General features: G+C 74.2%; 19 protein-coding genes. 6 read left to right on the plus strand and 13 right to left on the minus strand.

Features of this window, described 5'->3' with window-relative positions:
* Positions 1-4: 4 nt before the first annotated feature.
* The gene (locus ACZLKG_RS01265; RefSeq protein ID WP_463647648.1) at positions 5-3,394 is read right to left on the minus strand and encodes an SNF2-related protein; all 3,390 of its coding nucleotides are present in this window, start codon (positions 3,392-3,394) and stop codon (positions 5-7) included.
* Positions 3,395-3,662: 268 nt separating this feature from the next.
* Between ACZLKG_RS01265 and ACZLKG_RS01270 the strand changes: the two genes are divergently transcribed.
* Positions 3,663-3,881 (plus strand): hypothetical protein, encoded by a 219-nt coding sequence (locus ACZLKG_RS01270; RefSeq protein ID WP_425707389.1) that lies wholly within the window; start codon positions 3,663-3,665, stop codon positions 3,879-3,881.
* A 114-nt stretch (positions 3,882-3,995) separates the two neighbouring features.
* On the opposite strand, the gene ACZLKG_RS01275 is transcribed toward ACZLKG_RS01270, so the two are convergent.
* The 3 genes from ACZLKG_RS01275 to ACZLKG_RS01285 form a co-directional block, all read right to left on the minus strand.
* Positions 3,996-4,799 (minus strand): hydroxymethylpyrimidine/phosphomethylpyrimidine kinase, encoded by an 804-nt coding sequence (locus ACZLKG_RS01275; RefSeq protein WP_425707390.1) that lies wholly within the window; start codon positions 4,797-4,799, stop codon positions 3,996-3,998.
* A 230-nt stretch (positions 4,800-5,029) separates the two neighbouring features.
* Positions 5,030-5,878 (minus strand): aldo/keto reductase, encoded by an 849-nt coding sequence (locus tag ACZLKG_RS01280; RefSeq protein ID WP_463647649.1) that lies wholly within the window; start codon positions 5,876-5,878, stop codon positions 5,030-5,032.
* A gap of 94 nt (positions 5,879-5,972) precedes the next feature.
* On the minus strand, positions 5,973-7,565 hold the full coding sequence (locus ACZLKG_RS01285) for an AI-2E family transporter (protein WP_463647650.1): 1,593 nt from the start codon (positions 7,563-7,565) through the stop codon (positions 5,973-5,975).
* A gap of 122 nt (positions 7,566-7,687) precedes the next feature.
* On the opposite strand from ACZLKG_RS01285, the gene ACZLKG_RS01290 reads away from it, so the two are divergent.
* Positions 7,688-9,073: a UTP--glucose-1-phosphate uridylyltransferase gene (locus tag ACZLKG_RS01290; protein WP_425707393.1), complete on the plus strand. Its 1,386-nt coding sequence runs from the start codon at positions 7,688-7,690 to the stop codon at positions 9,071-9,073.
* 198 nt (positions 9,074-9,271) lie between these two features.
* On the opposite strand, the gene ACZLKG_RS01295 is transcribed toward ACZLKG_RS01290, so the two are convergent.
* On the minus strand, positions 9,272-9,541 hold the full coding sequence (locus tag ACZLKG_RS01295) for a WhiB family transcriptional regulator (RefSeq protein WP_425707394.1): 270 nt from the start codon (positions 9,539-9,541) through the stop codon (positions 9,272-9,274).
* 190 nt (positions 9,542-9,731) lie between these two features.
* On the opposite strand from ACZLKG_RS01295, the gene ACZLKG_RS01300 reads away from it, so the two are divergent.
* Positions 9,732-10,379 (plus strand): hypothetical protein, encoded by a 648-nt coding sequence (locus ACZLKG_RS01300; RefSeq protein ID WP_463647651.1) that lies wholly within the window; start codon positions 9,732-9,734, stop codon positions 10,377-10,379.
* A 3-nt stretch (positions 10,380-10,382) separates the two neighbouring features.
* Here the strand turns inward: ACZLKG_RS01300 and ACZLKG_RS01305 are convergent, their stop codons facing one another.
* Positions 10,383-11,876 (minus strand): gluconokinase, encoded by a 1,494-nt coding sequence (locus ACZLKG_RS01305; protein ID WP_463647652.1) that lies wholly within the window; start codon positions 11,874-11,876, stop codon positions 10,383-10,385.
* 186 nt (positions 11,877-12,062) lie between these two features.
* Here ACZLKG_RS01305 and ACZLKG_RS01310 point away from each other — a divergent pair, with 186 nt between their 5' ends.
* On the plus strand, positions 12,063-12,827 hold the full coding sequence (locus ACZLKG_RS01310; RefSeq protein WP_463647653.1) for a dihydrofolate reductase family protein: 765 nt from the start codon (positions 12,063-12,065) through the stop codon (positions 12,825-12,827).
* 21 nt (positions 12,828-12,848) lie between these two features.
* Here ACZLKG_RS01310 and ACZLKG_RS01315 read toward each other — a convergent pair whose 3' ends face one another.
* Positions 12,849-13,682, minus strand: coding sequence for an SDR family NAD(P)-dependent oxidoreductase (locus tag ACZLKG_RS01315; RefSeq protein ID WP_463647654.1), 834 nt, complete (start codon positions 13,680-13,682; stop codon positions 12,849-12,851).
* 23 nt (positions 13,683-13,705) lie between these two features.
* Positions 13,706-14,320 (minus strand): 1-acyl-sn-glycerol-3-phosphate acyltransferase, encoded by a 615-nt coding sequence (locus tag ACZLKG_RS01320; RefSeq protein ID WP_463647655.1) that lies wholly within the window; start codon positions 14,318-14,320, stop codon positions 13,706-13,708.
* Positions 14,321-14,381: 61 nt separating this feature from the next.
* Here ACZLKG_RS01320 and ACZLKG_RS01325 point away from each other — a divergent pair, with 61 nt between their 5' ends.
* Positions 14,382-15,020, plus strand: a complete 639-nt coding sequence (locus ACZLKG_RS01325) for a CYTH domain-containing protein (protein ID WP_425707400.1) — start codon at positions 14,382-14,384, stop codon at positions 15,018-15,020.
* Between the two features lie 43 nt (positions 15,021-15,063).
* Here ACZLKG_RS01325 and ACZLKG_RS01330 read toward each other — a convergent pair whose 3' ends face one another.
* From ACZLKG_RS01330 to ACZLKG_RS01340, 3 genes are all read right to left on the minus strand, one after another.
* Entirely contained in the window at positions 15,064-16,125 is a 1,062-nt protein-coding gene (locus ACZLKG_RS01330) for a zinc-binding dehydrogenase (RefSeq protein WP_463647656.1), read from the minus strand.
* 42 nt (positions 16,126-16,167) lie between these two features.
* On the minus strand, positions 16,168-17,865 hold the full coding sequence (locus tag ACZLKG_RS01335) for a patatin-like phospholipase family protein (RefSeq protein ID WP_463647657.1): 1,698 nt from the start codon (positions 17,863-17,865) through the stop codon (positions 16,168-16,170).
* Positions 17,866-18,005: 140 nt separating this feature from the next.
* On the minus strand, positions 18,006-18,590 hold the full coding sequence (locus ACZLKG_RS01340) for a TetR/AcrR family transcriptional regulator (RefSeq protein ID WP_463647658.1): 585 nt from the start codon (positions 18,588-18,590) through the stop codon (positions 18,006-18,008).
* Positions 18,591-18,734: 144 nt separating this feature from the next.
* On the opposite strand from ACZLKG_RS01340, the gene ACZLKG_RS01345 reads away from it, so the two are divergent.
* Positions 18,735-21,395, plus strand: coding sequence for an MMPL family transporter (locus ACZLKG_RS01345; protein ID WP_463647659.1), 2,661 nt, complete (start codon positions 18,735-18,737; stop codon positions 21,393-21,395).
* Positions 21,396-21,410: 15 nt separating this feature from the next.
* On the opposite strand, the gene ACZLKG_RS01350 is transcribed toward ACZLKG_RS01345, so the two are convergent.
* Both ACZLKG_RS01350 and ilvA read right to left on the minus strand, forming a co-directional pair.
* The gene (locus ACZLKG_RS01350; protein ID WP_425707405.1) at positions 21,411-22,307 is read right to left on the minus strand and encodes a DUF4037 domain-containing protein; all 897 of its coding nucleotides are present in this window, start codon (positions 22,305-22,307) and stop codon (positions 21,411-21,413) included.
* Complete coding sequence (ilvA, locus tag ACZLKG_RS01355; protein ID WP_425707406.1) at positions 22,304-23,563, minus strand: threonine ammonia-lyase IlvA; 1,260 nt, start codon at positions 23,561-23,563, stop codon at positions 22,304-22,306. The genes ACZLKG_RS01350 and ilvA overlap by 4 nt, the downstream gene beginning before the upstream one ends.
* Positions 23,564-23,609: the final 46 nt, after the last annotated feature.

Genomic DNA, 23,609 nt, shown 5'->3' on the forward strand with positions numbered 1-23,609 from the left:
CCGCTCAGTGCTCGAGGAGGTCGCGTACGTCGTCGGGCGAGAGCGGGGCGGACAGGGCGCCCCCGTCGCCGACCACGCGCGAGACCAGGTCGCGCTTGCGGTCCTGCAGCGCGAGCACCTTCTCCTCGATCGTGCCCGCCGAGACGAGCCGGTAGACGTTGACCCGGCGGTCCTGGCCGATGCGGTGCGTCCGGTCCACGGCCTGGTTCTCCGCCGCCGGGTTCCACCAGGGGTCGAGCAGGTAGACGTAGTCGGCCTCGGTGAGCGTGAGACCGAACCCGCCGGCCTTGAGCGAAATGAGGAAGACAGGGGCCTCGCCGTCGCGGAACGCCTGGACGACCCCCTCGCGGTCGCGCGTGGAGCCGTCGAGGTAGAGGTGCTCGATGCCCGCGTCCGCCAGCCGGCCGCGGACCGCGGACAGGAACGACGTGAACTGGCTGAACACGAGCACCCGGTGCCCCTCGGCGAGGACGGCGCCCAGGTGGTCGAGCAGGGTGTCGATCTTCGTCGACCGCTCGCCGGCGGTGCCGTCGCGGTCGGCCAGCGCGGGGTCCAGGGCCGCGAGCCGGAGCGTCGTCAGCGAGGACAGCACGCTGACCCGGTTGCGCCCGATGTCGTCGAGCAGACCGAGGATCCGCTGGCGCTCGCGCTGGAGGTGGCGGTCGTAGCTGCGGCGGTGCGCGGCCGAGAGCTCGACGTAGACGACCTGCTCCTGCTTGGGCGGCAGGTCCCGCTCGACGAGCTCCTTGGTCCGCCGCAGCACGAACGGGCGCACCCGACGTCGGAGCTCCTCCAGCGGCCCGGGGTCGGTGCCGGCCTCGATGGGGCGGCGGAACGTCGTGGTGAAGACGTCGGCCCTGGGGAGGAGCCCGGGGGTGACGAGGGCGAGGATCGACCACAGGTCGGACACCGAGTTCTCCACCGGCGTGCCCGTCATCGCGAGCCGGCGCGGCGCGCGCAGGCGCGCGACCGCCCGGTGCGTGGCCGTGCGGGGGTTCTTGACGAACTGGGCCTCGTCGAGCACGAGCGCCGCCCACGGGATCGGGGCGAGCTCGTCTGCGTCGAGCCGGACGATCGCGTAGGAGGTGACGACGATGTCGGCGCGCGCGACCACGTCCCGCAGGTCCTCCTCGCGCCGGGCGCCGGTCGCGCGCAGCGCGACGACCGTGAGGTCGGGCGCGAACCGTTCCGCCTCGTGCACCCAGGTGCCGATGACCGAGGTGGGGCACACGACGAGGACGGGTCCGGCGTCGGCCGTGGTGTCACCCGCGTCGCTCGATGCGTCACCCGTGGCGGCCCCCGCCCCGTCCGCGGTCCTGCCGCGCCGTTCGCCGCCCCCTGCCCGCAGCCCGCCGACCTCGCCGCGCTCCTTCCCGCGCTGGACGGTCGCGAGGGTCTGCAGGGTCTTGCCGAGCCCCATGTCGTCCGCGAGGATCCCGCCGGCGCGCGCGTCCCACAGCAGCGAGAGCCACGAGTAGCCCTCCCGCTGGTAGGGCCGCAGGGTCGCGTCCAGGCCGGCGGGCGGCTCCGGGGTGGGACGGCCGGCGATGTCCGCGAGCGCGCGCAGCGAGTCGGTCCACGCTGCGACGTCCTCGTCGAGGAGGTCCAGGTGGGCGAGCTCCTCGAGCTGCTCGGAGCGGTACCGGGAGACCTGCACCGTGCCGGGCGGGGCGTCCGTGAGCGCGCGCGACTCGGTGACGAGACGGCGCAGCGCGGTGAGCTCGGGGGTGTCGAGCGGGAGGTAGGTGCCCGAGGGCAGGACGACGAGGTCGGCCCCGGTGGCGAGTGCCTGCAGGAGGTCGTCGACGGGGACCTCCTCGTCGCCGACGTGGACGCTGACCCGCAGGTCGAGCCAGTCCGTCGACGTGTCGAGGCCCTCGGCGGAGGCCACGCTGACGGTCGCCACCTCGGTGGCACGCCGGAAGTCGGCGGCGTCCCCGACGACCTCGACGGCGATGCCCGCCTCGCGCATCCGCGGCAGCACCCGGTCCACGAGCAGCGCGGTCTCGGCGGGACCCAGGTCGACGACGGCGACCTCCGGCGGGTGCAGCCCGGGCACCATGGCGATCTCTCGCGCCACCGCGGAGAGCAGGCCCGACTCCGTCGCGGCGTCGCGCGGCAGGTCGAGGTCGCCCCCGCACAGCGGGACGTCGACGTGCCGCTCCCCGCCCACGTACCGGAACCCCAGCTCGGCCCGGCTGCGGTGGGCCGGCCCCATCGTCACGGTGATCAGGACGCCGGGCACGAGGGCGTCGGGCACGTCGACCGAACCGTCCGACGAGCGCACGTCGATCCGCTGGCGCAGTCGGGGCAGGTAGCCGTGGGTGAACCGCACGCGGTCCGCCGCGGGGACGACGACCGACGCGATGGTGAGGTCCCGCAGGTGGGGGTCGACGGGATGGTCGAACGGGGCGAGCACGTAGCTGCCGTCGGGGTCGCGCACCGACACCCCGTGGGCCGGGTCGCCCTCGAGCGTGACGCGGCTCCCCGGGCGGTCGGCCGGCGCGAAGGGGCCGACGAGGGAGGTGTGCCCGCCGTTGAGGTCGAGCTCGACGTAGGGGGTGACGCGGATGCCGTCGCCGGCGGCCGTGAGGTCCACGCCGAGCGCGGCCCCGGGGGCGAGGCGCAGCTGCTCGACGCCGGAGCCCCCGACGAGATCGACGCCCGCCACGTACGCCTGGACCAGCGCGTGCCACCCGTTGCCGTCGAGCTCGTCGAGGTAGACCTCCTCGGCCCGCTGCCACTCGGGACGCGTCCCGTGAGCGGCGGCCTTGAGCAGGGACAGGGCGCGGACGTGGTCGGGCACGTAGTCCTGCGCCGTGTAGCCGGTGGTCACCGAGGCCCAGGACCGGCCGCCGGTGAGCCACCGCCCGGTGCGCCCGCGCACGACCGGACGGAGCCGGAGCCGCGGGACGGCACCCCGCGGCGAGCCGATCGCCAGGCGCTGCGTGCGCAGGCCGGACGAGCGCTGGACCTCGCTGACCTGCAGGCCCAGGGGAGCGAGGTCGGGGGAGGCGGCGTGACCGTCGGCGACGATGGGGTCGAAGATGGACTCCCACCCGCGGCCGTCGGGCGTGCGGCGGGCGCGCTCGCGGAGCTCGATGAGGACGGCGCCGACGTGCTTGCACGAGCTGCCCACGGGGCACGTGCACGACCCGTGCCACACGACGGTCCCCGGGGCGGGGTCCGCGCGCACCACGACCGTGTAGCGGTCCCCGCGGCTGCCGACGACGGGCGCGATGATGACGGTGCCCTCGGGGTTCGTCGTCGGGTCGCCGACGTGGCCGGCACCGGCCAGCCCGCGGGCCCGTTCGAGGGCGGCGGCACCCAGGGCCGCCTCGATCTCGCCGTCGGTCAGCTCCGAGACCCACTCGAGCACGACGTCCTGAGGCACCCCGACACTCTAGGTCGCGGGGCCGACACCCGGGTCACCGCGGCCTCTCCGGTACCGGTGCACGGGGCGACGCCATACTCGTGGTCTGCTCGTGAGCGCCATGGGGAACTCTCCCCATGGCGCCGGGGCGCGGCCCGTGGGACGGTCCGCGCGTGGCGCGGGTCACGTTGAGCTGCGACCAGGTCCGATCGGTGCGGGTCCTGGTCGCGGTACTGCCGGACACCGAGACGATTCCCTCCCCCTTCCGCACGAGACCAGGAGCGAGCTCATGACCACGGAACCCAGCAGCACGGCCGCCGAGCAGCCGCAGGACACCATTCGCCTCGTCTCCGTCGTGGCGGTCGTCCTCACGATGGCGTGGGGCATCGGCTGGATCTGGGTGGGCGGCACCGGTGCCGAGCAGCTCTACCTGTGGATCGGCGCGCCGATCATCGCCCTCATGTGGGTGCTCATCGGCTGGTGGTCGACCCGCAACAACCGCCGCTGACGCGCGCGGCCCGGGTCGCCCCGAGTCGTGACGGGCCGGTGACCTCGACCGTGACGGACCGGCCGTGACGGGCCGGCCGGGGGGCTCCGCGCGACCCGGCGCGGCACCCGAGGGTCAGCGGGTGTAGGCGCCCTGCCACACGGTGTCGAACGGGGTGGCGGCCGACACGCGTGCGCGGATGCCGGTGGTGACCATGTCCTTGGCGACCTGCACGGCGTCGTGGATCTCGGTCCCCCGCGCGAGCTCGGCCGTGATCGCCGCGGCGACCGTGCAGCCGGCGCCGGACACGCGGTGCTCGCCGATCTTCGGCGCGGAGAAGACGTGGACGTCGGTGCCGTCCCACAGCACGTCGACGGCCTCGTCCCCGGGCAGCTCCGCCCCGCCCTTGGCGTAGACGTACTGCGGGCCGTGCGCGCCGATGACCTTGGCCGCCTCGACGAGCTCGTCGACGGTGCCGATCGAGTCGGCGCCGGACAGGATCGTCGACTCGAACACGTTCGGGGTGATGACCGTGGCGAACGGGAGGATCTGCTCGCGCAGCGCGTTGTCGGTGTCGAGCGCCGCGCCCGGCTCCTGCCCCTTGCAGATGAGGACCGGGTCGAGCACGACGTTGTCCCACTCCTGCGCGCCGAGGCCGGCGGCGACGGTGTCGATCGTCGCGGGCGTGCCGAGCATGCCGATCTTCACCGTGCGCAGATCGTGCGCGGAGGTCGCGGCCTCCATCTGGTCGGCGATGACCTGGGGCTCGACCGGGACGAACCGGTGGCCCCAGCCGTTGTTCGGGTCGAAGCTGACGATGCAGGTCAGGGTCCCGACGCCGTAGACGCCGAGCTGCTGGAACGTCTTGAGGTCGACCTGGATGCCGGCGCCGCCGGTCGCCTCGGAGCCGGCGACGACGTACGCGAGGGGGACAGACACGTGGGGAAACCCTCCGGGGTGGTGAGTACCGGCACCGGTCGGTGCCGTGCTTGGCAGCCGAGAATACGCCGCACCGGGCCTTCCGTCATCGCCCACCGCGCGCGGACCACGATCCGGGACGCTGATGCCGCGGCAGGGACGGACGACGGCGGCAGAGGCGGACACGGACGACGGCGGGGGCGCGGTCGGGTGTGACCGCGCCCCCGCCGTCGTCGGGGTCCTGCCGGGCGTCAGGCCCGGATCTGGGACCGGTCGAAGGTGTGCGGGTCCTGACCCACGCGCCCCTCGCCGTCCATGCGGTCGAGCACGGCCATCTCGTCGGCGCTCAGCTCGAACCGGAACAGGTCGAGGTTCGCCTCGATGCGCGCCGGGTTGACGGACTTCGGGATGACGATGTGGCCGTGCTGGACGTGCCACCGGAGCACGACCTGGCCGGGGGTGACGCCGTGGGCGTCCGCGAGCTCGGCGACCTCCTCGGACTGCAGGTCGGCGCCCTGGCCGAGCGGCGAGTAGGCCTCGACGGCGATGCCGGCCGACCGGGTGGCCTCGAGCGTGGCGTGCTGCTGGTAGGTCGGGTGGACCTCGATCTGGTTGACGTCGGGCAGGACCCCGGTCTCCTCGGCGAGCCGCTCGAGGTGCTCGGGCAGGAAGTTGGACACGCCGATGGATCGGACGGCTCCGCTCGAGAGGATCTCCGCGAGGGCCCGCCAGGTCTCGACGTAGAGGTCCTTGCTCGGGACCGGCCAATGGATGAGGTAGAGGTCGATGACGTCGACGCCCAGGCGCTGGAGGCTGTCGTCGAAGGCGCGCAGCGCGGAGTCCCGCCCCTGCTCGCCGTTGCGCAGCTTGGTGGTGACGAAGATGTCGTCGCGTGCGAGCCCGGAGCCGCGCAGCGCCGCCCCGACGCCGGCCTCGTTGTTGTAGGCGGCGGCCGTGTCGATGTGCCGGTAGCCGTACCCGAGCGCGTGCTCGACGGCGGACTGGGTCTTCTCCGGCGGGATCTGGAACGTGCCGAACCCGACCTGCGGGATGGTCACGCCGGAGGCCAGTGTGACGTGGTGGTCGTCAGCAGGTGTCATGCGACAAGTGTGACGGGCCCGGCGCGTCGACGGCGACCGGGGACCACCTCTCGGGACGATCCCGGTGCCTCGCTACCGGGGATCGTCCGGTCCGCTACCGCGGATCGTCCGGTCCGGGCGCCGCAGTCCCGGCGTCGTCGGGTCGCGCCGGACCGGTGGTCCCCGTCCGTCGTGGCGGCGCCTGGCCGCCGGCCTGCGCGTCCGGGCGAGGCTGCTGCCCGGCCGGTCCGGGCGCCGCGGGCCGGTCGTCCGGGCCGCCCGACCGCGGTGCCTGGCGGACGGGCCGCGTGTCGGTCGGGGCGGGGGAGCGGCCGCCGCCGGCCGCGCGCTCGCCGCTGCCGCCCTCGCGCTCGCCGTCGGGGGCCCAGGCCGTCGCACCGTCGGAGGTCACGGCCCGGGTCGCTCCCGGGACGGCCGGCGTCGTCGGGGTGAGCGGGTGCCCGCCGGAGCCGGAGCCGGAGCCGGCACGGGCGCGCCGCAGCTCGCCGACGGTGATCTCGTCGGACTTGGACCGCACCCGGTCCCCGGCGCCACCGTTGGCCTCCTCGCGCCGGGCGTTGCGCCCGCGCCGCTCCGCCCGGAGCCTCTCGGAGGCGTCGAGCTCGGTCTGGGTGCCGGTGACCTTCTTGTCCCCGGACTGCAGGAACACGGCGAACACCTTGGTGCGCGGGTCGGAGTCGATGAGGACGGCCTTGGCGAACAGGGTGAGCGGGACGGCGAGGATCGAGCCGAGCGGGCCCACGATCGAGGTCCAGAAGACCAGCGAGAGGAACGTGACCGCGGAGTTGAGCCCGACGGCGTCGCCCGTCACCTTCGGCTGGATGAACGTCTGGAAGCCGTTGTTGATGACGGTGTAGATGACGATGATCCAGATCATCGTGCTCACCCCGCCGTCGAGGAGCCCGACGAGGGCCGGCGGGATCAGGCCGATGAAGAACCCGATGTTGGGGATGTAGTTGGTGACGAACGCGAACAGCGCGAACGTCCAGGCCAGCGGCACGTCCATGACGGTCAGCGCGATGCCGTCGCCGATCGCGACGATCGCGCCGAAAACCGTGGAGACGATCCAGTACTTGCGCACCTGCGAGGAGAAGCCGGTCAGGGCGTCGGTGAGGTAGGGGGCCGCCTCCCGCAGGGACTCGGTGCGACCGCGGACGTTGATCGTGTCGAACGCCATGAACGCCGTGACGACGACGAACAGCACCGCCTGCGAGGTGCCGGAGGTGAGCATGTTGGCGGCGCCGCTGACCACGCCGAGGATCTGGTTGAAGTCGATGCCGGAGAGGTACTGCTCGAAGTTCGAGACGTCCAGGCCGAGGCTCGTCAGCCAGGCGAAGGAGTCCTCGTACATCTGCTGGTACGTCTCGCGGTACTCCTGCCGAGCCAGCAGCTGGCCCGTCTCCGCCACCCCGTAGGCGATGCCACCGATGATCGAGAGCAGGATGAGGTAGATCGCCAGGAGCATGATCAGCGTCGCCAGCCACCCGGGCAGGTGGAGGTACTTGCGCAGCCACACGATCAGCGGGCGCGCGGTGACGATCATCGTCAGGCCGAAGAACGCCGGCGCGATGATCGAGCTGATCGTCTGGACACCGGCCATCGCGATGACCGTGACGGCGGCGACGCCGAGCATCACCAGCCCTACGGGGAAGGACCGGCGGTGGTCGCTCATGTCGCTGGTGCTCATCGATCCTCCACGGATGCACTCGCCCGTCGCCGCGGTGGTCGGCGGGCGAGGCACATCCTGCCAGGCCGGGGCGGCGGTCGTGCCGCCGGGCGGGGGGCAGGGTGCGGCGGTAGCGTGCGGGGATGACTGACTCCGGTCTCGACGCCGCGCTCCGGAAGATGGCCGACGCCGGCACCTCCGCCACCGCCCGTCGTGTCTTCGCCGCCCACTACGAGGATCTCGGGCGGGGGGCGTCGGGCACGGTGCCCGAGTCGACGCTCAGCCCGCTCGACGACGTCCCGCGCCTCGCGGACGTCGAGGTCGACGAGGAGGCGGCCGACGCCGCGCTGCGGGCCACCGCGCTCGTGCGGCTCAACGGGGGGCTCGGCACGTCGATGGGGATGACGGGGCCGAAGTCGCTGCTGCCGGTCCGGGACGGGCGCTCGTTCCTCGACCTCGTGATCGAGCAGGTCCGCAGCGCCCGAGCCTCCTCCGGCGCCACGCTCCCGCTCATCCTCATGCAGTCCTTCCGGACCCAGGAGCCGACGCGCGAGGCGCTCGCCGCCCATCCGGACGTCGCCGTCGAGGGGCTCCCGGCCGACTTCGTGCAGAACCGGGTGCCGCGCCTGCGGGAGGACGACCTCGCGCCCGTCGAGTGGCCGGAGGACCCGGACCTGGAGTGGGCGCCACCCGGCCACGGCGACCTCTACACCGTGCTGCACGACGTCGGGCTGCCACGCACGCTCCTCGACGCCGGGTACCGCTACCTGTCGGTGTCCAACATCGACAACCTCGGGGCGACGCCGGACGGCCGCCTCGCGGGCTGGTTCGCCGCGAGCGGCGCCCCGTTCGCCATGGAGGTGTGCCGCCGCACGCGGGCCGACCGCAAGGGCGGGCACCTGGCCGTCCGTACCGACGACGACCGGCTGGTCCTGCGCGAGATCGCCCAGACCGACGAGGAGGACCTGGCGGCCTTCCGCGACGTCGACCGGCACCGGTACTTCAACACGAACTCGCTGTGGTTCGACCTCGAGGCGCTCGACGCGGCGCTCACCGAGCGCGACGGCGTGCTCGCCCTGCCGCTCATCCGCAACGTCAAGTCCGTCGACCCGGCCGACAAGACCTCGACCCGGGTCGTCCAGGTCGAGACCGCGATGGGTGCCGCGATCGAGCTGTTCGACGGCGCCGTCGCCCTGGAGGTGGGCCGCGACCGCTTCCTGCCGGTGAAGACGACCGACGACCTGCTGCTGGTGCGCTCCGACGCCTACGACCTCGACGACGACGCACGGCTGGTCGCCCGCGCCGACCCGGCTCCCGACATCGACCTCGACCGCGACGTCTACGCGCTCGTCGCCGCGCTCGAGGAGCGGTTCCCGGCCGGCCCGCCGTCGCTGCGCGGCGCCCGGTCCTTCGCCGTCGAGGGGGACGTGACGTTCGGTGCGGACGTCGTCGTCACCGGCGACGTCGTGGTGCGCGCCGACGACGTCGACGGCCGCGTGGTCGACGGCACGCGGCTCGGCGAGGTGTAGCCGCCCCACGTCGGCAGGGGTCCCGGTCCTCAGGACGCACGAAAGGGCCGGTGGCGGTCTGTCGACCGCCACCGGCCCCGGTGATCTCACCACTCCCCCCGGGGTGATGGATCCCCTTCTTCGTGAGAGCCGTGGGTCCGTGTACCAAGCGTCCCTGTGGCTCTCATCCCCCGTCCCCTGCGGGGCGGCCCACCCGCCCTACGCAGCGACGATGCGACGCTCCTTCCGGATCGCCCGACGCTCCGACGGCGTCGTGCCGCCGAAGATGCCGAAGGGCTGATTCGTCCGGAGCGAGAACTCGAGGCACGTCTGCGCCACCGGGCAGCTCGCGCAGACGGCCTTGGCCCGGGCCACCTGTGCGTCCACGGCCTTGCCCTGACCCTCGGGGAAGAAGTCGTCGGTGGGCAGGTCGGTGCACGCGCCCTGAACGCGCCAGTTCGGGTCGGTGTCCTCCGGGAAACTGTTCATGTGTAGACCACACCGGGCGAACCTGGACGGACCCTGGGAATGGCCGCACAATCGTCTGCGAATCCTCGGCGGCGACGGTCCGCGGTCCGTCCACGCGCCTCCCACCACGCTCGCGGCGGCGCCGACCGCGCTAGGTTTCCGGTGGCCGGAGCACCCCGGCCCGTCGTACGCCCACCGTCGAGGAGAACCCATGTCGAACGCCAAGCTCGTCGCCAAGGTCGCGGAGGTGCTCGGGTACGCGCCCGAGGACGCCGTGCCCATGCTCCCCAGGGACGGTCAGAACTGGGTCGCGCAGAGCATGGACAAGGGGCCGAAGAAGTTCTCCGTGGGCTCGCTGGTCGCGGACGCGGTCATCAAGACCGAGGTCCGGCCCGGGGGGCACGTCCTGGGCATGCCGTTCCCGCCCGAGGGGCCGGTGGTGTGGGCGCTGACGCCGACGGCGGCGGTCTGCATCGTCGCGCGGGCCGGGTTCGGCAGGTGGATCCCGGAGCGGGTCTTCGCGTCGTTCGACTACTCCGCCCTCGACCGGATCTGGCACGAGCAGGCCGGCCGCTCGTTCTACGCCGTCCACGTGACGATGCGCGACGGCAACCACTGGGAGTTCACCGTCGCCAAGAAGGAGCTGCCGGCCTACCAGGCCATCGAGCAGCAGATCCTCGGCCGGATCCAGCGCGCCGGTGGCGGGCAGGCGCAGCCGCAGGGCGGCCCGCAGGGGGAGCCTGGTCAGTGGCAGCCCGGGCCGCCGCAGGGTCAGCCGGGCCAGTGGCAGCCGGGGGCGCCGCAGGGCCAGCCGGGCCAGTGGCAGCCGGGGGCGCCGCAGGGCCAGCCGGGCCTCTAGCGGTCAGAGCGGCGTGACCGCGGCGTAGGCGTCCTCGAGCTGGGCGAGGCGGCGGGCGTAGTGCGCGGTGCGGGCCGGGACTGGCTCGCACCGCTCGCCGAGCGGCCCCACGGCGCGGTCGACGTCGGGCGCGAGCTCCCGGAGCGCGAGGAGCGCCGTCCCGCGCATGGTCGTGCGCTTGTAGGTCACGGGGGTCACGGGAGCGCCGAGGACGTCGGCGAGGAGCTGGGCGAAGCCGGGCACCCCACCGATCACACCGCCGCTCACGCGAATCTCCGACGGCATGCCGGCCACCTCGCGCAGCTGCTTCGCGACGCGCGCGTAGCTCAGCGCGACGCCCTCGAGCAGCCCGCGCGCGAGGTCCGTCGGCGTGTGCGCCGCCGAGATGCCGAGCACGGTGCCGAGCGCGCCCGCCGACCAGCCGGTCGACCGCTCGCCCGACAGGAAGGGCAGGACCAGCGGGGTCGAGGACACCGGCTCGGGCCCGAGCACGTCGTCGAGGTCGTCGTCGACCCGGATGTTCTCGCGCAGCCAGGTCACGGCGCTACCCACGTCGCTGAGCGCACCGCCGAGCAGGGAGTGCCCGTCGTCGACCCGGTAGCCCCACAGGCCCGGGGGGAGCGTCGCGGGGATCGTCTCGACGAGCAGTCGCATCGCGCCGGTCGTGGAGGCCGAGAGGACGGCCGTCGAGCTGCCCGTGCCGCCGGCGCCGAGGCTGGAGCCGAGACCGTCAGGGATGCCGGGGAACCACTGCGCGTCGGCCAGCGCGGGCCAGGTCCGGGCGACCGACGACGCGGCCCCGGGCGTGGGGGTGATCGCCACGGCCGGGTCCTGGACGGGGGAGAGCTGGGCGCGCCGGATCCCCGACAGCCGCAGCAGCTGCGTGTCCCACTCGCCGGTGCGCCGGTTGAGCAGCCCCGTCCACGAGGCCGCCGGCGTGCTCGCGACGGCGACGCCGAGCAGCCGCAGGTGGACGTACTCGGGCAGCGACATCCACCGGTCGACGGCGGCGAACAGCTCCGGCTCGGTGTCCCGCAGCCAGCGCAGGCGCGGCGCGAGGTAGCTCGTGTGCAGGCGCGTGCCGGTGCGCTGCTGGAGCTCGGACTCGCCCAGCTTGGTGCGCAGCTCGGCGACCTGGGGCGCGCAGCGGGAGTCGGCGTACGTGTAGCACGGCGTGACGGCCTTGCCGGTGGCGTCGACACCGACGAGCGACGCGGCGAACGAGTCCAGACCGACGCCCGCGATCCCACCCTCGGGGACGGCGTCGGTGACCGCGCCCACGACCTCGGAGACCTCGGCGACCACCTGGTCGGCGTCGATCGTCGAGGTGCCGTCGACGTCGGTCGTGAAGGTGTGCGACACCTTCTGTCGTGCGTCGCGCAGCGGGCGGCCCGCCGCGTCGTACAGCCCTGCCCGGGTGGCCGTCGACCCGATGTCGACCGAGAGGACGAGCGGGCGGTCGGCGTCGGCCAGCGTGGTGCGGAAGGCGTCGGACATGGGTCTCCCTGACGTGGGTCTCCCGGGCGTGGGTCTCCCGGGCGCGGGGGCGATGCCGCCACCGTAGTCGCCCCCGGCGCGCGTCGTGCCGGTGCCCGTCCTCCGGTCGGTCCGTCTCCGGCCGGCCGGCAGCGGCCACGTCCGGCGGTCACGGCCGGTGGTGGTGGCGCGGCTAGCCTCGTCGGTATGGACGACGAGCCCCGCGAGACGGTCCCCGGCGCACTCTTCGAGCGGATGTGGCCCGAGCCCGCCACCGTGACGGCCGACGACCTCGCGGCGACCTACCTCGAGCCCGGCGTGCGGTCGAACATGGTGACGTCGATCGACGGCTCCCTGACGATGGCCGGCCGCGCCGGCGGGTTGTCGGACCCGGTCGACCAGGCCCACCTGCACCTGGCCCGCAGCGCCGCCGACGTCCTGCTCGTCGGGGCGGGCACCGTCCGCACCGAGGGGTACGGCCCGGTGCGCACCGACGAGGTCGGCGTCGCACGACGCCGGGCCGCCGGCCAGAGCGACCACCCCCGTCTCGCGGTCGTGTCGACGAGCCTCGACCTCGACCCGAGCTCCGCCATGCTCCGCGAGGCGCCCGAACGGCCCCTCGTCCTCACGGTCACCGGCGCCGAGCCGGAGGGCGTGGCGGCGCTCGAGGAGGCTGCCGAGGTCGTGCTGCTGCCGCCGGGCGAGGGAGGCGGCGTCCACGGCCGCGCCGTCGTCGACGCCCTGCGCGAGCGGGGGCACACGCGGATCCTCACCGAGGGCGGGCCCACCCTGCTGGGGGCCCTCGTCGCGGCGGACGCCCTGGACGAGATGCTCGTCAGCTACGCACCGGTCGTCGCCGGCGGCACGGGGCGGCGGATGGTGCTCGGCGCGCCCGAGGCCACGCGCGGCGCTGAGCTGGTCTCGCTGCTGCGGTCCGACTCGTTGCTCGTGGCCCGCTACCGGCTGCGGTAGCCGGGCCGGCCGGCGCCGGGCCTACGCGAGCGACCAGTCGACGTCGAGCATCTCGGCGGACAGCTCCCAGTGCCGGCAGACGATCGCGGGGTCCTTCGCCGCTCGGTTGAGGAGGCCGGGCCGGCGCCGGTCGTTGTAGTAGCGGCCCGAGCGCCAGGTGGTGCCCGGCGTGTCGTCGACGAAGTGCGCCAGCGTCGCGCCACCGCGCTCGGGCCGGGTGAGCAGCGGCCGGAGCGCACCGTGGTACATCCGGCGCATGTAGCCCACGGTCTCGGCGCCGAAGCTCGTCGCGACGACTCCGGGGTGGAAGGCGACCGACGAGATCCCTTGGCGGTGAAGTGCGGCGTGCAGCCCCCGCGTGAACAAGATGTTGGCGAGCTTCGCGTTGCCGTACGCGCGGTCGGCACGGAAGTCGGCCGCGCTCTCGAGGTCGTCGAGGTCGAGGCGGGCGTAGACGGCGTTCGCGACACTGGCGGTCGCCACCACGCTCGCGCTGCTCGCGACCAGCTTCGTCCGCAGCAGGTTCGTCAGCAGGTACGGGGCGAGGTGGTTGACCTGGAACGTCTTCTCGAACCCGTCGGCGGTCCGGACGGGCCCGTCGAAGAAGCCGCCCGCGTTGTTGGCGAGCACGTCGATCCGGTCGAGGCTGCGGTCGAGGTCCTCGGCCAGGGCGCGGACCTCGTCGAGGCTGGTGAAGTCGGCGACGTGGTGCTCGGCGCCGACGCGCTCGGCCACGGCACGGGTCTTCTCGGGGGAGCGGCCCACGACGACGAGCCGCACGGAGTCTCCGGCGAGCCGTTCCGCGGCGGCCGCGCCGATCCCGTCGCTGGCGCCGGTGAGGACGATGGTGCGCATGGGGACCCTCCGGGGCCGGCTGGTCAGTCGGACGGCGCGGTCGTCGCGTACGTCGCCGTCTCCTCGTCCGCGAGGGACGGCGGCGTGCCGAGCTCGGGGTGGACGCCCACCTTGTCGGCGTAGAAGGCGCGGATCACGTCCATGTCGGCACGGACGTCGCCGGTGAGGCGAAGCCTGGGGCCGAGCCCGGTGGTGCGGGTGACCGAGTCGAGGAAGCCGAGGATGACCGGCAGGTCGGCCGCGCGCGCGATCCGGTAGAAGCCGGACTTCCAGTGCTCCCGGCGTCCGCGCGTGCCCTCCGGGGTGATGACGAGGTGGAACGCCTCGCCGCGAGCGGAGCGGGCCACCAGATCCGCCACCAGGCCCTCCGGGTTGCCCCGGTCCACGGGGATCCCGCCGAGCGCACGGAAGAACGGGCCCGCCACGCCGTCGAAGTACTCCTTCTTCATCAGCACCTTCGGCGTGAGATCGCGCGACCACGCGATGCCGAGCATGAGGACGAAGTCCAGCTGGGCCGTGTGCGGCGCCCCGATGAAGATCGCCCGTGGCTCGGTGACGTCGGTGGCCACGAGGCGGTACCGCGCGGCGGCGAGCAGAGCCTTGCCGAGGGCGCGACGCAGGGGGCGGAGGGAGGGCACGTCCACACGCTATCCGCTGGGTCGTGGCCGCGCCCGGTGGTCGGGGCAGTAGGTTCGGGTCATGAGCGACACCGGCTACGGGGACTTCGAGTTCGAGCGCAAGTTCGTCTGCGCGGGCCTCCCGCAGATCGTGGCCGCCGAGGCGGACCCGGTGCTCATCGTCCAGGCCTACCTGCTCGCCGACGAGGGGTACGCGGTGCGGGTGCGCGTCCAGGGGCCGGGCGCCGGCTTGCACCCCGCCGACCTCGACGGGACCGAGGAGGTGCTCGACGAGCTGGCGCCGCGCGTGGAGTTCGCCGCGCTCACCGCCAAGGGACCGCACGTGGGCGGCACGCGCTACGAGGCGGAGCGCGAGCTGGACCCGGGCGTCGCCGTCGAGCTCGTCCGACGCGGGCGGCACCACGTGGTCAAGCTCCGGCACTCGGTCTGGCTCGGTGACGACGGCTGGGTGATCGACGAGTTCGCCGGCGCCAACGCGCCGCTGGTCGTCGCCGAGTGCGAGCGCGGCGGCCCCGTCGTCGACCTGGTGGTGCCCGACTTCTGCGTGACCGAGGTGACCGAGGACCCGAGGTTCGGCAACGAGCACCTGGCGGTCGAGCCGTACGGCACGTGGCGGGCGGCCTTCGAGCGCGAGCTCGCCGTCACCGGCCCCGCCTTCTCCCAGGAGTTCGGCCGGAACCGGCTGCCCAGCCAGGGGTGATCCGGGCCGGTCCCGCCCGGCCCCGACGCCCCCGTCCGTCCCGCTACGGCCGGACCATCACCTTGATCTCGCGGCGCTCGTCCATCGCGGCGTAGGCCTCGGCCACCCGGTCGAGCGGCTCGGTCGCGGTGAAGACGGCTCCGGGCTCGATGCGCCCGGCCCGCACGTCCGCCAGCAGCTCGGGGACGTAGGCGCGGGCGGGCGCGACGCCCCCGGCGAGTGCCACGTTGCGGCTGAACAGGGAGCGTGGCCGGATCCCGCGGGTGACGCCGTGGGGCACGCCGACGTACCCGACCGTGCCGCCCGGCCGTGCGCACGCGATGGCCTGGTCCATGGACTCGTCGGTCCCGACGGCCTCGAGCACGACGTCGGCGCCCGGCACGCCGAGCAGGTCGGTGAGCTCGTGGACGGCGTCGTCGCCGCGCGTGGTGAGGATGTCGGTCGCGCCGAACCGCCGCGCGAGCTCCTGGCGGTCGGGGTAGCGGGAGAACGCGACGACCCGGGACGCGCCGAGGTAGGCCGCCGCGAGGACGGCCGACAGCCCCACGGCGCCGTCGCCCACCACGGCGACCGTCGCACCCTCGCGCAGGCCGGCCGAGCGGGCGGCGTGCAGGCCCGTCGCCATGACGTCGGACAGCGTGAGGAGGTGGGCGAGGAGGTGATCGTCGACGTCGGCGGCGTCCAGGCCGGCGGCCACCAGGGTGCCGTCGGCGAGCGGGACGCGCACGGCCTCGGCCTGGAGGTGGCCGGTGGGCAGCCCGTCGCCGTCCTCGGCGCCCCAGAACCCGCCCCTCTCGCACGAGGTCTGGATGCCGTGGCGGCAGGCGAAGCACGCGCCGCACGAGTACGCGAAGGGCACGACGACGAGATCGCCGGCGCGCACGGTGCGCACCTCGGCGCCGACCTCGTCGACGATGCCGACCGCCTCGTGGCCGATGGTGCGCGGCGCCTTCACGGGGACGACACCCCGGTAGTGCCACAGGTCGGAGCCGCAGACGCACGCCGCGGCGATGCGGACCACCGCGTCCGTCGGGGCCAGCAGGGCGGGGTCGGGTCGCTCCTCGACCCGGACGTCGTGGGCGGCGGCAAGGACGGTGGCTCGCATGAGCCCAGCGTCCCACCGGAGGGCGCGGCCGCGCGAGCGCGGTCAGGCGCCCCCGAGCTCGGTGGAGTCGTCCATCCGCCACATCGGCGGGGCGTCGATGTGCTCGCCGTGCGTCTCCCACGTGCGCCACCACGTGTCCGCGTGCGCCGGGACGTGGCCGGCCGGCAGCACCTCGAGCAGGTCGCGGACCTCGTTCTTCACCTCGGTGAGCTCGTCGACGAGGGCGGTGCGGGGCTCGCTCGCCGGCCCGCGGTGGAGCAGGCGGCGCAGCTCGGCGCGCAGGTCGGTCCGCTGCGCGGGGTGACGCCCGCCCGGGTCCGGCGTGGCCGGTGCGGCCCCGGGAGCCGACGGGCGGGACGTCGCCGGTCCCGCGCCCGGCCGTGCCGGCGGTCCCGCCGCGGTGCCGGGGCGGGCCAGGCCGGCGAGCCCGGAGGCGCCGTCGGACTGCTGGACGCGTCCGGAACCGTCCGGGGCGAGCAGCAGCTCCTCGATCTCCCAGGCCCGGCGCCGCGCGCGGATGAGGGCGGAACCGGCGTCCTCGTCGCCCTCGGTGGCCGACAGGTGGGTCTGGGCGGCGCGGATCCACCCGTGGTCGGCCATGAGTGCGGTGAGGCCCCGGTCGACCGTCATGGTGTCGTGGACGTCGACGGTCGCGTGGACGACCTTCGCGCCGGACTTGCGGGCGAAGACGACCTCGTCGCGCAGCTGCTCGTCGGACATGATCGAGGTGCCCGTGCGCATCATCACCGAGACGATGTCGGTGCCCACCCGGGCCTCGCCGGCGTCGGCGCCGGGCGGGTGGCAGACGACGGCCCAGACGTCGGAGACGCCGAGCTTGTCGATGACGACGTCGGCCGGCAGGTTCTCGCGCACGCCGCCGTCGATGTAGTGCTCGCCGGCGATCGGGATGGGCTCGAAGACCGCGGGGATCGCGCACGAGGCCCACACGGCGAGGGTGAGGTCGGTGGCGGTGACCGGCTCGCCGTCGTCGCCGAGCACCGGGACGTCGCCCCGGTCGCGCAGCACGCCGTCCTGGTCGGCGAACCGCAGCTCGCCGGACTGCAGGCCGACCATCGCGATGCGCAGGACGACGCCGGAGGCCCGGACCCGCGCGGGGTCGAAGGTCTCGGCGTCGATGAGGGAGTCGACCACGGGTCCGGGCGTGTACATCGAGCCGGCCTGCGCGGCGCCGCGCAGGATCGAGGCGAGCTCGCCGCCGGCCCGGCCGAGCGCCGGCAGGTTGCCGATCATCTGCACGATCTGGGCGGCGGTCCAGCCGCCGGGCTCCTCGGCGGCGGTCGACCGGCCGGCGCGGGCCTCCGCCGCGGTCTCCGGCACCGTGCCCGCGGGCGTGGTGGTGCGCTGGCCGGTGCCCCGGTTGATGGGGTCGAGGAGCTGGAGGTAGCTGGGCCCACGCTCGCTGAGCGTCTTCCACCACGGCTGGGGCACGAACATCGCATCGGGGGAGTCCATCGCCCGCCACAGCGTGTCGAGGTGGTCGAGCCAGGCGCGCTGCTCGTCCCGCGTCGATCCCTGAGCGATGATCGCCGCCACGATCGCGCCGGCGGAGGCCCCCGCCATCACGCGGGGCGCGATGCCGACCTCGTCGTAGAGGTAGCGGAGCGCGCCGAGGTGGAAGTCGGCGCGGGAGCCGCCTCCCGAGAGGACGAGGCCGGTGGTGCGGTTGCGTCGGCGTCGCGCGCTCGGCACCCATCGTCCGGGCGTCAGGCGGGGACTCATGGCCCCCAGGATAGGTGTCGGACCGGGAGAGGCTCTGTCCGTGGCGGCCCCGGCCGCTCTGCGCTGTGCCGGGCCGAGGTCCGCTCGCTGCGCCGGGCAGTACTGCGCTCACTCGTCATCGAGGGCGGGCAGAATCGCGCTCACTCGCCGGGTGGCGGGCCGATGACGGCATCGACCATCCGGCCGGCCTCGCTGCGGTCCGGCGGGGTGCGGCTGAGGACGCGCAGGACGACCGACCCGACGAGCGCCTCGGCGATCTCGTCGAGCGGCGCGCCGGGGTAGAGGTTGGCGCCCGTGCCGGTCGCGGCTCGCAGGCGCCCGACCATCGACTCCTCACCGGTCAGGCTCTCGCGGACGCGCAGGCCGATGTCCGCGCTCTCGATGCTCGCGGAGACCAGCGAGCGCAGGATGCCCTCGCCCTCCGGCCGTCCGATCGTGCGGAAGACGACGAGGACCCAGTCCGTGAGGTCCCGGCGCAGGTCGCCGGTGTCCGGCGCGACCACGCTCTCGGGCAGGAGCATGCCCTCGACGAGACACTCGGCCACGAGGTCGGCCTTCGAGCGCCACCACCGGTAGATCGTCTGCTTGCCGACACCGGCCTCGACCGCGATCCCGGCGATCGTCATGGCGTCGTAGCCCTGCTCGCCGAACAGGCGCGCGGTGGCCTGGAGGATCGCGAGCCGGGCCGCCTCGGATCGCACGGGGCCGCTGCGCGTCGAGCTCATGTCGTCGTGGGTCCTTTCGTGCGTGTTCCGGTCGTCACCATAGGCGGCATCGCGTTGACGAGACGAAACGTCTCGTCTTAGCCTAGCCGACGATGCCCGCGTGCAGCGGGCGTTCTCATGTCGACACGGAGGAGCAGGGCGCGCATGGCCGGATGGCTGTACGGGGTAGGGACGTTCGCCGCACGGCACGCCAAGGCGGTGCTCGGCGCCTGGCTCGCGGTCCTCGTCCTCGCCGGAGGCGCGTTCGCGGCGTTCGCGGGCACCCTCTCGGGCTCCTTCGACATCCCCGACACCGCGTCGTCCGAGGTGATCGCCGAGCTCGAGGAGGAGCTGCCCGACCAGAGCGGCGCGACCGGGACGGTCGTCCTCCGCTCCGAGGACGGCTCCTTCACCGACGAGCAGATCGCGGCCGTCGCCGACCTCGGCGCCGACATCGAGGAGCAGGACGACGTCGCCGCCGTCGTCGACCCGTTCGTCACCCAGGGCGAGCTCGAGGGGCAGGCGGCCGAGCTCGAGACCGGCGCCACGGACCTCGAGACGGGACAGGCCGAGCTGGACGCCGGTGCGGCCGAGCTCGAGGAGGGGCAGGCGCTCCTGGACGAGGGCCGCGCCGCCCTGGACCAGGAGCAGGCGAGCCTCGACGAGGCGCGCGAGCAGGCCGAGGCGGCCGGCGCACCGACCGAGGAGATCGAGGCGGGCCAGGCCGAGATCGACGCCGGTCGCGCCGAGCTCGACGCCGAGCAGGAGCGGATCGACGAGGGCCGGGCCGAGCTCGAGTCCGGCCAGGCCGAGCTCGACGCCGGCCGCACCGAGCTCGAGCTGGGCACCGAGCTCCTCCAGCACGCCGAGGGCATCGGCGTCGTCTCGGACGACGCCTCCACCGCGCGCCTGACCGTGTCCTTCACCGAGCCGATGCTCGAGCTCGACGACGCCTCCCGCGAGGCGGTGGTCGACGTGGTCGAGGCCGCCGAGATCGAGGGCGTGGAGATCGTCCCGGCCTCCGACCTGTCGATGACCGTCCCCGAGGTCCTCGGCGTCGGCGAGGTGATCGGCGTCGTCATCGCCGCGATCGTGCTCGTCGTGGTGCTGGCCTCCGCGCTGGCCGCCGCCTTCCCCATCGTCACCGCGATCACCGGGGTCGGGATCGGCTCCCTCACCACCCTCGCCTTCTCCGGCGTCATCCAGATGTCGTCGGTGACGCCGGTCTTCGGCGTGATGCTCGGCCTCGCGGTCGGCATCGACTACGCGCTGTTCCTCATCAACCGGCACCGCACCCAGCTGCTCGAGGGCACCGAGGTGCGCCGGTCCATCGCGCTCGCGACCGGCACCGCCGGCACCGCGGTCGTCTTCGCCGGGTCGACGGTCGTGCTCGCGCTGCTCGCCCTCAACGTCGTCGGGATCCCGTTCCTCGGCGTCATGGGCACCGCCGGCGCGGTGAGCATCGTCGTCGCCGTGCTGCTCGCCGTCACCGCGACGCCGGCGCTCCTCTCGCTGGCCGGCACCCGCATGCTCGGCCGCAAGGGTCGCGAGCGCCGCGAGGCGGCGCTCGCGGCGGCGGCCGACACCGCGGCCGGCGCCTCCCCGGCCTCGACCACGCCCGGGCAGGAGCCCGCGCGCCCGATGCCGACGGGCTCCGCGATCGCGCGGGTGCTGGTCGGAGTCGTCGCGCTGCTCGTCGTCGCGATCCCGGCGCTCGACATGCGCCTCGGCCTGCCCACCGGCGAGAACGAGCCGCAGGAGTCCGACGCCTACCGCGCGCACCAGATCGTCTCCGAGGAGTTCGGCGAGGGGGCGAACGGGCCGCTGCTCGTCACCGCGGACCTGCCGGGCGACCTGGACGAGACCGAGCTGCTCCAGGCGCAGCTCGAGGTCGTGCGCGAGATCGCGGACCAGGAGGCGGTCGTCGCCGTCGCACCGATCGCGGTCTCCGAGGACGGCACGCTCGCCTCGTTCCAGGTCCTGCCGGAGGAGGACCCCAACGGCGAGTCGACGGCCGACCTCGTCCACGACCTGCGCTCCCTGCCGCCCGTGAACGGCGAGTACGAGCTCGGCGTCGCCGGGCAGTCCGCCATCAACATCGACATCTCCGAGGGCCTGTCCGACGCGCTGCCGGTCTACCTCGCCGTCGTCGTCGGGCTGTCGTTCCTCATCATGGTCACCGTCTTCCGGTCGATCCTCGTGCCGCTCGTGGCCACGGCCGGGTTCGTCCTGTCGCTGTTCGCCACCTACGGCGTGGCCACCGCGGTGTTCCAGTGGGGCTGGCTCGCCGAGCTCATCGGCGTCCACTCGACGGGGCCGATCCTCAGCTTCCTGCCGGTGATAGTGGTCGGCGTGCTGTTCGGCCTGGCGATGGACTACCAGCTCTTCCTCACCACGGGCATGCGGGAGGCGTACGTCCACGGCGCGTCCGCGCGGGTCGCCGTCGCCGAGGGGTTCCGCGCCGGGCGCCGCGTCGTCACGGCCGCCGCGCTCATCATGATCGCGGTCTTCGCCGGCTTCATCAGCTCGGACTCGGTGATGATCAAGTCCTTCGGCGTGGGGCTCGCGGTCGGCGTCCTGTTCGACGCGTTCGTCGTGCGCATGCTCATCGTCCCCGCGACCCTGCACCTGCTCGGCCGGTCGGCCTGGTGGCTGCCGAGGTGGCTCGACAAGGTCGTCCCGAACGTCGACGTCGAGGGTGCCGCGCTCGTCGAGCAGCAGCCCGCGCCGGCCGGTGGCGGGTCGACCGGCGGCAGGCACGCCGCGGGCGAGCCGGTGCACGAGGAGCAGCCGACGTCGTCGGGCTCCGGGCGGCACACCCGCTGACCGGCGGGCGCCGGGCTACGGCGTCAGCGCGTCCGGGATCTCCGCGCGCAGCCAGGCCCCGACCGCGTCGACGAGGGCGTCCACGGCGCCCGTGACGGAGCCGGGGTCGGCCGCGGCGGTGAGCACCGCGCCCGTCCGCTCGGCGAAGCCGGCCGGCAGCGACCCGCACAGCGCCGGCACGAGGGTGCCGAGCCGCTTCTCGCCGGGGTGGGTGCGGCGGTTGACCGCGAGCACCAGGTCGTGGACCATCGCGAGGAGCTCGGCGACGCGGTGGTTGAGGGCCACGAGGTCGCCCCGGGCCGCGGCGGTGGCGATCTGGGCCGGGAAGCTCGTGATCGTGCCGCGCAGCAACGGCCACCCGTGGGCGACGATCGCCGCGCGCAGCTCCTCGGGGTAGTCCGCCTGGGCCCGGCCCCGGAGGCGAGTGACGTGGCCGGCCGGGTCGGCCACCGGCAGCCAGTGCCGCACCGTGTGCCAGTGCGCCGTGGAGTAGCCGACGGACGGCTCGTGGCGCGTGAGGACGGCGTCGAGCCGGTCGGCGACCCAGGCCGTGTCCCAGTACATGACGTCGAGGTCCAGCCCGGAGGCGTGGGTCCACATGTCGGTGGTGTCCCAGTACCGCTGGTCGAGGTCGAGCCGTCGCGCGCCGCCCAGCGCGTCGACGACGGCGGCCCGGGTGGGCACGGGCGGGGGCGCGCCGTCGGACAGGACGTAGAGGTCGACGTCGGAACGGGCGTCCTCCTGGCCCGTGGCCAGCGAGCCGCCCGCGGCGACCCCGACCACCCCCGGCAGCGCCGCGTACGCCCGCGCGGCGGCGAGGACGAGCCGGGTGGTGGGGCCCAGGCCGTCGTCGGTCGGGCCGGCGTCTCCGGTGGCCCCGGCGCCGCCCGCGGTCCCGTCCGCCCCGGTCACAGCAACATCCCCAGCACGCCGCTGCCGAGCGTGAGGCGTTCGATGCGCATCGGCGAGCGCTCCATCCGGTCCTCCAGCCCGGCGCGGTCGGAGGCGCGGGCGAGGTCGATCCCGACGAGTGCCGGGCCGGTCTCCCGATTGTTCTTCTTCGTGTACTCGAAGTGGATGATGTCCTCGTCCCCGGACAGGGTGTCCTCGAGGAAGCTGCGCAGCGCGCCTGGCTCCTGGGGGAACGTGACGAGGAAGTAGTGGCGCAGACCCTCGTGGATCGCGGAGCGCTCGACGATCTCGGCGTACCTCGAGACGTCGTTGTTCCCGCCCGAGACGAGGCAGACGGCCGGCCCGCCGTCGCCGATCTCGACCACTCCGGAGGAGACCGCGGCCGTGGCGAGGGCGCCGGCGGGCTCGGCGATGATCCCGTCGGTCTGGTACATGGCGAGCATCTCGGTGCACACCGCGCCGGTGGGGACGGAGACCACCTCGTCGACGAGGTCCCGGACGATCTCGAAGGGGACGCGCCCCGCCCGTGCGACCGCGGCGCCGTCGACGAACGCGTCGACCTCGGGCAGCCGCACGGGACCGCCGGCCGCGAGGGCGGCCTGCATCGAGGCGGCGCCCTCGGGCTCGACGCCGACGATCCGCACCCCGGGTACCCGGTTCTTCAGGGCGAGGGCGACGCCGGCGAGCAGACCGCCACCCCCCACGGGCACGACGACGACACCCGGCTTCTCGCCGTGCTCCGCACTCTGCTCGGCGATCTCGACCCCCACGCTGCCCTGGCCGGCGATCGTCAGCGGGTGGTCGAACGGGTGCACGTAGGTCAGGCCCTGCTCGGCGGCGAGCTCGCGGGCACGCGTGTCGGCGTCCTCGAACGGGCCGTCGACGACGACGGTGGTCACCCAGGGTCCGCCGATCTCGTCGATGCGGGCGCGCTTCTGACGGGGCGTCGTCCCCGGCAGCACGACCGTGCCGTGGATGGACAGGCGGGAGCACGCCAGCGCGACACCCTGCGCGTGGTTGCCTGCCGAGGCGCAGACGACCCCCGCGCCGCGCTCCTCCTCGCCGAGGGCCGCCATCACCGTGTAGGCGCCGCGGACCTTGTAGGACCGCGTGAGCTGCAGGTCCTCGCGCTTGAGGAGCACCCGGTGGTCGGCCCGCTCGGACAGCCGGGGGTTCGACTCGAGCGGCGTGCGGCGGACGACGGGCCGCAGCAGGTGCGCGGCGCGGCTGACCGCGGTGGCGGTGGGAGTCTCCATCCCCCCATCGTGGCACCGCCGCACCCGCACCGCGGCCGGTGATCAG

The organism is Georgenia sp. Z2081 (assembly GCF_055326445.1).